At 29.0% G+C, this 5,856-nt stretch carries 5 protein-coding genes and 1 pseudogene; 1 reads left to right on the forward strand and 5 read right to left on the reverse strand.

Going from position 1 to position 5,856, the window contains the following annotated elements:
• The 4 genes and pseudogenes from WBN21_RS16250 to WBN21_RS16265 form a co-directional block, all read right to left on the reverse strand.
• Positions 1–567 (reverse strand): annotated as a pseudogene (locus WBN21_RS16250) (PEP/pyruvate-binding domain-containing protein); the annotation flags it as partial.
• 426 nt (positions 568–993) lie between these two features.
• The gene (locus WBN21_RS16255; RefSeq protein ID WP_424202133.1) at positions 994–2,592 is read right to left on the reverse strand and encodes a helix-turn-helix transcriptional regulator; all 1,599 of its coding nucleotides are present in this window, start codon (positions 2,590–2,592) and stop codon (positions 994–996) included.
• 94 nt (positions 2,593–2,686) lie between these two features.
• The gene (locus WBN21_RS16260) at positions 2,687–3,328 is read right to left on the reverse strand and encodes an acyloxyacyl hydrolase (RefSeq protein ID WP_424202135.1); all 642 of its coding nucleotides are present in this window, start codon (positions 3,326–3,328) and stop codon (positions 2,687–2,689) included.
• Positions 3,329–3,334: 6 nt separating this feature from the next.
• The gene (locus tag WBN21_RS16265; RefSeq protein WP_424202137.1) at positions 3,335–3,949 is read right to left on the reverse strand and encodes a DEAD/DEAH box helicase; all 615 of its coding nucleotides are present in this window, start codon (positions 3,947–3,949) and stop codon (positions 3,335–3,337) included.
• 210 nt (positions 3,950–4,159) lie between these two features.
• On the opposite strand from WBN21_RS16265, the gene WBN21_RS16270 reads away from it, so the two are divergent.
• Positions 4,160–5,365, forward strand: a complete 1,206-nt coding sequence (locus tag WBN21_RS16270; protein WP_424202139.1) for a multidrug effflux MFS transporter — start codon at positions 4,160–4,162, stop codon at positions 5,363–5,365.
• Between the two features lie 9 nt (positions 5,366–5,374).
• On the opposite strand, the gene WBN21_RS16275 is transcribed toward WBN21_RS16270, so the two are convergent.
• A partial coding sequence (locus WBN21_RS16275; RefSeq protein ID WP_424202141.1) for a DinB family protein occupies positions 5,375–5,856 on the reverse strand: 482 nt, incomplete at its 5' end.

Raw genomic sequence — 5,856 nt, forward strand, 5'->3', positions numbered from 1 at the left:
ACTCCGCATAAGCTGCGATATATTATCGTCACCACTATGAGGAATATCTTTTAAAGACTGGCGAATTAAAAAGTAGTTTTTTTCAATATTAGTATCATCAGCTAATAACCATTTATAGAAATCAATACCCCACGCTTCTTCATCTTCAACTTGAATAGCACCTCTATAAAACTGACCTTTTTCGTTTATCCAGCCATTATCAACAGCTCTTAAATACTTATCTACCTGATATTGTTTTAATCGGGAATGATTATTTTTTGCATCCCAAAAATCAACCTTCTCTGTATAAGCTAAAATTTGACCTAAATAAATTTGATTTGATTTTGCTAGTGAAACAACATCATCTTTATACCGCGCGTGTTGAAATCCTGGGCCAATATTATCTGGACAAGGATCTTTAGGTTGCCTGATACTTCCATCTGTACAAAACCATCGAATATCTTTGTATGGTCCGCGAACATCATTTTTATATTGAATTATTTGTTTTGAAATATGCTCGTTACTGAGTTTCTGAGAGAAACTATTTGAAATAAAACTTAAAAAAACTATTAAAGCTAACTTTTTCATTTATAATTATTAAGGAATAATTTATATATCAAATATAGCACCAATTCAATTAAAAAAAATATTTTATTTTAAGTAGCGAACCATTAATTAATACTGAAATAATAACTAAAATTTGAAGCAAAAAAAGGAGCCTATTTCTAGACTCCTCTTTAATTCTTCAAAATGATGAACTTAAACAAGTTCAAAAATTAATCACTTCAATATACTTGTTAACTAATTAAAACTAAATTTGATTTTCAACCAACCAAGGAAATCAAATCTTTTTTTTAAGTAAACCTTAAAAAAACAAGCCGTTAAAAGTGCTTAATCATTAAGAATTGATAATAGCAAAACAAATATCATTAAAACCCTTAAGCCTTCCTAAAAATTGGATACTCAATCACTACGCAATCCGATAAAAAGCTGAAAAATGCATTTTAATTTGAATTATTTTTTTAATGTGTCTGAATAATTCTTTTGCAAAAAGTCAAGAAGTGGTATGTTTTTTATAGAGAGGTTCATTTTTTTGGAGATTCTGTAACGTCTGCTCTCTACCGATCTAATAGTTGCATTTAAAAATACCGCTATTTCTTTATTTGTAAAACCCATAAACAGGTAATAACAAATAATAATTTCAGATTTGTTTAATTCAGGATGTTCCTCTTTAATTTTCTTAAAAAACTCAACATTAAGGTCGTTAACCAATTCTAAATGGTTTTCATTTTTATCAAGTAAAGTTGAGGAATTAATGTGCAAATTTTTATATAAATCTTTAATTTTTTCCCTTTGCAATTCAATTGATTCTGTTCTTGATATTTGCTTAACCTCTATTTTTAAATTATTAATATACTCTTCCAATCCATAAACTTTTGTTGAAAGCTGCTTGTTATTTGTTTTTAAAATGGATAAATTATCTTTTACCTCATGATTAGAAACCAGTAATTTCCTTTTTTGTTTTTTATAATAACTAAAACTAAATAAACTTAAAAGCAATAAAACAACAACCAAAAAACCAGCTAAAAAACTATTAAAAGATACCTTTTCATTTTGTTCCATTAATTTAGATTCAGCCTCTTCTAACGAGTGATTTACTTCAAAACTAGCCTCTATAGTTTTATCAAACATTTGCTTTTGCAATAGCATTAATGAATCAAGATAAATTTTTGATTTATCTATATTTCCTAAATACTTACTCAAATCAGCATTCAATCTATAATATTCTTTTAAGGAACCGACTGCCAGATAATTTAAGCTCTTTGTGGTTTTTTTCAAATAATACTGTGTAGAATCTATTATTTTTTCTTTAAAAAATGCCTCGGCAAAACTATGGTTAAGGGCACCTTCAAATGATAAAAAATTAAATTCGATGGTTAGCGGATCGGTTTCTATTTTCTTGAATGCATTAAAATACTTATGTGCATTTTCAAAATTGTTCAAACCTATATGATTTAAAGTTAACATATATAAGGCAAACATATGGTAGTAGGGATCTTCTTTTATATTCTTATAAACATCCAACTTACTCATAATCATATCGTTACTCTCATTATAGTTTTGATCAAGAAGTTTTGCATAAGCCTCAACTTGTTCAACATCTAAAAGACCATATTCATAATCACACTTTTCAAAAAACATTTTGGCTTTTTCCAAATATTTTAATGCCGTTTTATCTTTTTCAATGAAGTATAAATTTGAAAACAAACCTATACTAGCTTCACCTCCAACACAATAATTTTTTTCAATTTCAGCATATTTAATTGCTAGAATAACACACTGATGATATTTAGTAAATTCATTATACTCATCATGAATAATGGCTCTTAATGAATAAAAATCGGCCACCCTACCAGGAATATTTTTTTCAACAGGAATAGGAATAGCTTGAAGAAAGGATAACGCTTTTTCCGAACTTTGATTTATATGAAAATTTGCTGAATCTAAAAGTTTATAGTATTCATTATCATCCTGACTAAAGGCAAAATTGCTAATAGCAAAAAATGATAAGCAGAAGCTAACAAAGTAAATTGGGGATCGAAAACCAAACATTATTTTGATTTATAATTGATTTAATTAACAGCTAAGCAAAAGTAATCAAAAATAAACTAAATACGTAAAAGATTACAAGATAATATGAGAATAATTAAAGTTTAAATAAAACAGAAAACTCGGCATTTGTTGTATTATGGCCGCCGTTTGGCTGTTTCATTTCAAGGTTTGATGTGTGCCGAACGGAATATCTGAAATCAAATTGCAATTTTTCTAATTCATAAGATAAACCCAAACCAAAAATATCTGAAAAGGCAAACCCTTTAGCTAATCTTTCAGTTGCTTTATCCGAGTGCATCGGGCCTAAACTGACTATTGCAAAAGTGCTTAAACCATTAATTAATTTATATCTAGCTATAAAACCACAGTTTAACACCAATTCGTTAATGGTGCGCTTTTGCATATACAATTCGGTTAGTTCTTGATAATTATCGGCATCTGAAGGTTTTATGTAATACTTATTTAAAAGTTGATGCTCAGCTACATTATAACTGGGTTCTAAATTAATTTCAAAAGCCCATTTTCTATAATCCTTAAACCTATAATTTATTTGAATTTTATAAAAATCAACTTCATGTGTATAATCCGCAGCGTTAAACGGGTATTTATTTTGAGAACCAGCCCCGTAGGTAAGTCCTAATTTTAGATTTTCTTTTTTTAATTGTGCATGCCCAACAATTGAAAAAAAACTAAATAATAAAGTCACAAAAAAGTGAATTACAAATTTTTGTTTCATTAAAAATTATTTAGATTTAATAATTTGAGCATTATACATAAAGGTTTCAAGCCAACGTTCAAACCTGCTATCAAACGCCGTTGAAAACACCAAATATTGACATTTCCCTATACTTTCGGGAGTCCTTGTTATTTCTGCTAAATTGTTATTTTTAAACAAAAACTCGGCATCTTCAATAATAAACATTTGTAGCTTATTCAAATTTATGCCATTAAGATAATAGAGTTTGTTTAACCTTTTTGGAGTTGCAATGACTATATCAACACCATCGTAAATTTCATTCCGTTGGTCATCAATATTTTTTTCATCGTATGCGCAATACACTCTTAAATCTGAACCTCTTAAAAATGCTTTAAACTCAAGTTCAAGATCCAAAGCTGCTTGTTTATCTTGAACAAAAATCAAAGCTCTCGGAGCATCTTCAAATGCCTCACCTTTTAGCTTTTGAATAACGCTAAGTATTATAGATGTTGTTTTACCAGCCTCTTTAGGAGCAATGCAAAACATACTTGCGCCGCCTTTAATTTTTGATAAAACTAATTTTTGAAAAGCTAATGGCTCATTAAAACCCTTGTTTTCAATGGTATCTTTTAAAGGTTGAATGAGTTTTTTAAACGGCATAAAATGACATGTTTTTAATTATCAGCAAATATAACACTAAATAAGACTACCCAAAACTGTTTAAAAAAATAACCGTTTGTTGTACTTTAAAAATATTCAGCCCACTTATCTTTTTGCATAAAACAATCAAATCAAATTTGCTAATGTTAAGATTGTATTAATAGATGGCTATTTTCGAATTTAAAGTTAATTAACTATTATTTTTGCCCAATGAATAAACCCCAAGCATTTAAGTTTGAATTTGTTGCTTTAATGGCATCTTTAATGTCTATCGTGGCCTTATCAATAGACGCATTATTACCAGCCATACCGGAAATTGGTGCCTCATTGGGTGTTAATAACCCTGAAAACAACCAGTTACTTATTACCATGATTTTTTTAGGAATAGGTTTTGGTCAATTAGTTTTAGGTCCATTATCCGATAGTTTTGGAAGAAAACCGCTAGTTTATGTTGGTTTTGTAATATTTATTATTGCAAGTATCATTTGCGTAACCACTAAAAGCTTTGAATGGATGATTTTTGGAAGAACACTTCAAGGTTTTGGTCTTTCTACTGCTAGAACCATAAGTATTTCTATGGTTAGAGACGAATTTGATGGAGATTATATGGCTAAAATTATTTCCATAATTGTTATGTTTTTTCTTTTAGTTCCTGTTGTAGCACCTACTTTAGGGCAATTATTAATTAGTTTTTTTAATTGGGAATCTATTTTTTATTTTAATTTAATTTTTGGTGTGATTATAGTAGTCTGGTTTTGGCTAAGACAACCAGAAACACTTGCTAAAGAAAAGCGTATCAAATTTTCATCCTATTTATTTATTAACGGAACAAAAGAATTTTTTAAAAGCAAAGAAGCCATTGCCTTTACACTAATCTCTGGGTTTATAACAGGATCTTTTATGGTTTATTTAAGCACCTCACAACAAATATTCCAATTACAATATAATTTAGCGGAAATGTTCCCATATATTTTTGCGAGTTTAGCTATTTCAATTGGTATTTCTACTTTTTTAAATAGCCAATTGGTTGTAAAATTTGGAATGATGCGACTAGCCTATATTTCGTGTATTGCATACACAGCTATTTCGTTATTATATGTGATTATATTTTGGTCCGGCATCAACCCAAGTATTTATGTTTTAATAAGTTTTTTTGCTTTACAGTTTTTTGCTGTTGGCTTTCTTTTTGGAAACTTAAGGGCTTTAGCTATGCAACCTTTGGGTCATATTGCTGGAATTGGAGCAGCAATAAATGGATTTTTATCAACGGTATTAGCAGTTCCAATTGCAAACTATATTGGTAGTTTTGTTAATACGTCTGTACTACCATTATTTATTGGTTTTTCTGTTTTTGGATTGCTTTCATTAACTGTTTTTTTTATGCTTAAAAATAGAACAGTAGCTATAAATGCTTAATAATGTTTGTTACAAATAACGCTCTTTTATAACATTTACATGGTGAATTTCATGCCCAAGAGTAATAAATACAGCTGCTCTTGAAGACAAAACACTATCACTTGCGGTACCTATTTGCTTCAAATCTTGCTCGCTTAAACTTTTTACAAGCACTATAAAATTTTGACGTACCGCTTGATACTCTTCAATTAAGTTTTCTAAAGATTTTTTATTAGCATTTGAAGGAATTATATAATCATTTTGCTCATATCCAGCTAAAGGAGTTTTATCCTGCCTTGCTATTCTGAAACAGCGGTACATAAAAACACGTTCGTTGTCTATAATATGCTGAAAAACATCTTTAACACTCCATTTATCTTCCGCATAGCGATACTCCAATTTATCATTAGGAATAGATTTAAAGAAATTTTCAACCTGAATTTTTCCTTCTTTTAAACCATCAATAAGGTTAAATTTATCTGAAACTTTAGCAATATAAGTTTCATAATACG

The sequence above is a fragment of the Algibacter sp. genome (assembly GCF_049667265.1).
GTDB lineage: Bacteria > Bacteroidota > Bacteroidia > Flavobacteriales > Flavobacteriaceae > Algibacter_B.

What these genes read in the sequence shown, in the direction of transcription:
- WBN21_RS16255 (WP_424202133.1), bottom strand. Translation starts at nt 2,592, where the DNA reads ATGTTTGGTTTTCGATCCCCAATTTACTTTGTTAGCTTCTGCTTATCA.
- WBN21_RS16260 (WP_424202135.1), bottom strand. Translation starts at nt 3,328, where the DNA reads ATGAAACAAAAATTTGTAATTCACTTTTTTGTGACTTTATTATTTAGT.
- WBN21_RS16265 (WP_424202137.1), bottom strand. Translation starts at nt 3,949, where the DNA reads ATGCCGTTTAAAAAACTCATTCAACCTTTAAAAGATACCATTGAAAAC.
- WBN21_RS16270 (WP_424202139.1), top strand. Translation starts at nt 4,160, where the DNA reads ATGAATAAACCCCAAGCATTTAAGTTTGAATTTGTTGCTTTAATGGCA.